This is a genomic window from Anaerolineales bacterium (assembly GCA_022866145.1).
Taxonomy (GTDB): Bacteria; Chloroflexota; Anaerolineae; order Anaerolineales; family E44-bin32; genus PFL42.
In genome coordinates, this window is the sequence record JALHUE010000114.1 from 1 (window position 1) to 4,294 (window position 4,294).

Here is a 4,294-nt window from a genome sequence, read left to right on the forward strand (position 1 = left end):
CGGCGATGGTGCTGGGGATATCCATCGCCCAAACGCTGCTCGACCACGGGGACAACCCGAGGTTTCTGATACCCTTGCAGATGGTCGTGGTGATGGTGGTTGTGCTTACCGTAGAGGCCTACGTTGCCAACCGAGCTGCCGGGAGAGATCCAACCCATGGCTAGAGCCAAGGTCGTGCTGCCTTGGGTGGCACTGGCCGCGTTGAGTGCGCTCGGTCTGAGTCTGGCGGCGCCGCTGGCGGTCGAAGGCTGGGCGTTCCCTGGGTACCTTCTGGTCACTGGCGTGGGCACGCTGTTGCTGGCGCTAGCCTGGCGCCAAGTCTCCGGAGGCTGGGCACTCCAGCTCATGCCGCGCCACCTGCTGGCGGCGCTGATGGTCGGCCTGCTGATGCGGCTGGCCTGCGGGGCCGTGTTCTATCGAGCGCTGCCGGAGCATGGCTACGAGACCAGGTATCACAACGCGGGATTCTTCTTCTACGATGCATTCAAGCGGGACAGAGATGCCTGGGCGATCGCACGCACCGACCTGCCGCTGGCCACCGGATTGCTCGACCCCATTAAGAGCGATCAGTATGGAGGGTTGCTGGTTCTTGAGAGCTTGGTGTATGCCGGCGCCAGCGGGAGCGTTGCGCGGCCCTTGCTGCAGGTCGGTCTGACGGCGTTCGTTTCTGTGCTGGCGATCCTGTACACGTGGGCGTTTGGCCGTCAGGAGTTCTCGGAGGGCGCGGGGGGCATCGCGGCCTGGATCGTGGCGCTGTTCCCGGAGGCTGTCTTGCTGGCCACCGTGCCGATGCGCGAGCCGTACATCGCCGCCGCGCTGGCCATGGCGTTGTTCGGCTATTCTGCCGTGCGGCATAGTGCGCGGCGGGCTGGGCTTGTTGCCCTGGTCGGCGGGATTGCTCTGAGCCTGATTGTCTCGCCGCCGTTCGCCGTTCTGATCCTGGCCGCGCTGGGGCTTGGCCTCTTGCTGGAGGCACACGTCTCGCGAGCGGTGCGTTGGGGCGTCGTCGGAGGAATTCTCGTCCTCGTCCTCGTTGCAGGCGCATTGAGCGTACGCGGCTGGCGGACGACTGCCGTCGACAGCGACCGATCGTTGCTTGCCGTGCTCAGCTCGCGGCTCTCCATGGTTCCGAGCTTTCAGATCGAGCGATTGGAGCAAGGCTCGGGGTGGGTTGAAGCGATCTTTGACCGAACTCCGGACTGGACTCATCCCGGTCTGGTCATCTTCTATGGAGCCACCCAGCCCCTGCTGCCTGCGGCGTTGGCGGACAACACCTCGATCCCATTGATGCGCGCCGTGGCTGTATGGCGAGCCGCTGGCTGGTTCCTGCTTTCCATTCCCCTCGTCTACGGGATGCTGGCGGCGGCGACAAGGCAGGGCTGGCGCCAGCGCGGGGTGGCCTTCCTGGCCATCGTGACCCTGCTGACGACGATCGTCGCCGCCTACTGGGGAGGCGGGGATCAATGGGACAACCCGCGCTACCGGTCGGCGTTCCTGGCGGCTCAGGCGGTTTTCGCTGCCTGGGCCTGGCTGGAGGCACGCCGCAGAGGCAGCCCCTGGCTGGTGCGCGTGGGGTGGCTGATGGGGGGAGTCACGCTTTGCCTGTTGACTTGGTATGTCGGCCGCTACTATCAGACCCCGCGCCTGAGCCTGTTCCCCACGCTGGCTGTGGCCGTGGCCTTCGTCGCCCTGTCTCTCGGCGTGTGGACGGTGCGTGACCTGCGCCGCGCCCGGTCCCGCTTGACGCCCGGTGGCGAGGGCGTATAATTCAACTTCTGAATTTTGACGGCAGAGAGGGTGAGCCATGCCGATAGCGCTTGTCACCGGGATCACCGGCCAGGATGGATCTTACTTGGCCGAATTCCTCATGAGCAAGGGCTACGAGGTCCATGGGCTGATCCGCAAGGCCAGCAGCTTCAACACCGGCCGGATTGAGCACATCTACCAGGATCCGCATGATCCCGCGGCGCGCCTCTTCCTGCACTATGGGGAATTGTCGAACGCCGAACAGCTGACCAACCTGATCTACAACGTGCGCCCGGACGAGATTTACCACCTAGGCGCCCTCTCGCATGTCAAGGTGAGCTTCGACATCCCGGAGTACACGGGCGAGGTCACCGGCTTGGGGGCGACCCGCATTCTGGAGTCCGTGCGCCGCAGTGGCCTGCGAACGCGTTTCTACCAGGCATCGTCCAGCGAGATGTTCGGCTCCGCTTCCCCGCCGCAGAGCGAGCGCACCCCGTTTCAACCACGCAGCCCGTACGCCATCGCCAAGCTCTATGCCTATTGGATGACGGTCAACTATCGGGAGGCTTACGACCTGTTTGCGGTCAACGGAATCCTGTTCAATCACGAAAGCCCGCGGCGGGGGGAGACCTTCGTCACCCGCAAGATCACCCGGGCCGTCGCCCGGATCAAGGCCGGCCTGCAGCACAAGCTGTTCCTCGGAAACCTGGACTCGCGCCGAGATTGGGGCTATGCCCCGGAATACGTGGCGGCCATGTGGGCGATGCTCCAACAGGAGCGCCCCGAGGACTACGTCCTGGGGACCGGCGAATCCCATACCCCGCGCGAATTGGTGCAGGAAGCTTTCGCCTACGCCGGCCTGGACTGGGAGCGCTACGTCGAGGTGGATCCGCGCTACTTCCGACCGACCGAGGTCGACTACCTGCAGGCGGACGCCGCCAAGGCGGCCCGTCAGCTGGAATGGTCACCGAAGGTGACCTTCCCCGAGTTGGTTCGGATCATGGTTGACGCTGACATGCAATCCGTCGGCTTGCCGCCTGCGGGGGAGGGGCTGCGGATCCTCGAGGCCAAGTTCGGCGATTGGCACCGCTGGGATTCAAGCGTCACGGCCGTCCTGCGCAACGGCGGCACTAGCGTGGACTGAGGCCGCCGGCCGGCAAGCGCTTCGGCGGCTCGCTACGGATATCTGCTGCATGTCTGACTCTTCACTTCCAGGGGAGAACCTGACTTCCGCTCCGGGCGAACGCCAGGCCGCCGGGCCTCAGGGCATCGTAACCGGAGCGCTGTGGATCGGTTTGGCGGCCTTGGGAGGGCTGGCGTTCTTCGGCATGAGCTGGGCGCTGGCTCACTCCCTTGCCTCGATCATCGACGAAGGCCTGTACCTGTACAAAGGTTACCTGTTCACCAGCGGGACCTTTGTGCCTTTCCAGGATGGGGGACCCTGGACGAACCATATGCCGCTCAGCTTCTTCATCCCGGGCTGGACCCAGGACATCTTCGGATTAGGGCTTCGAACCGGCCGCTACTACGCCCTCGGACTCGGGGTGCTGATGCTGGTGGGCGTCTGGATCAACGCCCGCCGACTGGGGGGATTGGGATGGGCCGCGGCCGCCGTCTGGCTGCTCGCGCTAAACACCTTCTACATGGATGTATACAGCAAGGCCCAGTCCCAGATCTTGATCGCATGCATGTTGGCCTGGGTCCTCGTGCTGACGCTTGGCCGAGGGCGCCCGATGTGGCAGATACTGCTCGGCGCCGCCCTGGCGGGGCTCACGCTAGTCACCCGCATCAACTTGATCTTCCTGCTTCCTCTCCTGCTGGCCTACATCTTCTGGGAGCACGGCCGGCGGGCAGGGGTGTGGGCAACGACTATCTCACTGGCGGTATTCGCGGGCGTGCACCTGGTCTTCTGGCCCGACATCCTCAAGCTGTGGGCCAAGTGGCTACCCGAGATCATCACGCCGTTCCTCTCGGCATGGCGTGAGCCGGCTTCGGTCATCCCGGCCTGGAATCCAAAGATCGGGGCATCCGGCAGGCTTGCGAGCTTCTGGCTTGGGGTCAAGCAGAATTCCGTTTTGTGGATCGGTGGGCTTGCGGCCCTGCTGATGTGGCCCGGGCGTCCGTGGGACGAAGCGGAACGCTCGACCCGGCGGAGCGCTGTCCTTCTTCTGACGCTGGCTGGCTCGCTGACCGCGTTGCATGCCTGGGCAGCCCTGGGCAATAACTACTGCGTATATTGCTTCACGAGTTACTTGGCGTTCTTCTCCCAGCTAGGCGTGGTTCTGATCGTGATCGCCGGAGCCCATTGGTACCGCCGGCTCTCCTCATTCCGAAGGATCATTGCTCTGCTCACCCTTCTCCTCGCCGGGACCTGGCTCTGGGCGCCGCACATCGAGGGTTTGGCCAAATCCTTGAGGGCCGTTCGCATCCCGCGCATGGCCAACTCGCGGCTGCTGCCTGGCATGACCACCGTAGCCGGCTTGATCAAGAACCTGCTGGACGTCAAGGCGTCCACGACCGAGCTGGTTCTGCGTGTGCTCGTTCTTGC

Annotated in this window: 3 protein-coding genes; all 3 read left to right on the forward strand. The window is 64.5% G+C overall.

All coding sequences use genetic code 11. The features are described from left to right. The first annotated feature begins 156 nt into the window (after window positions 1-156). Complete coding sequence (locus MUO23_03655) at window positions 157-1,767, forward strand: hypothetical protein (protein MCJ7512050.1); 1,611 nt, start codon at window positions 157-159, stop codon at window positions 1,765-1,767. A gap of 37 nt (window positions 1,768-1,804) precedes the next feature. Beyond that, window positions 1,805-2,890 carry a GDP-mannose 4,6-dehydratase gene (gmd, locus tag MUO23_03660; GenBank protein ID MCJ7512051.1) on the forward strand — a complete coding sequence of 362 codons (1,086 nt, stop codon included), beginning with the start codon at window positions 1,805-1,807 and terminating at the stop codon, window positions 2,888-2,890. A 49-nt stretch (window positions 2,891-2,939) separates the two neighbouring features. Further along, window positions 2,940-4,294: glycosyltransferase family 39 protein (locus MUO23_03665; protein MCJ7512052.1), on the forward strand; the 1,355-nt coding region annotated here is incomplete at its 3' end.

Excerpts from the sequence above, each read along its gene's own strand:
- MUO23_03655 (MCJ7512050.1), top strand. The coding sequence starts at position 157 with ATGGCTAGAGCCAAGGTCGTGCTGCCTTGGGTGGCACTGGCCGCGTTG.
- gmd (MCJ7512051.1), top strand. The coding sequence starts at position 1,805 with ATGCCGATAGCGCTTGTCACCGGGATCACCGGCCAGGATGGATCTTAC.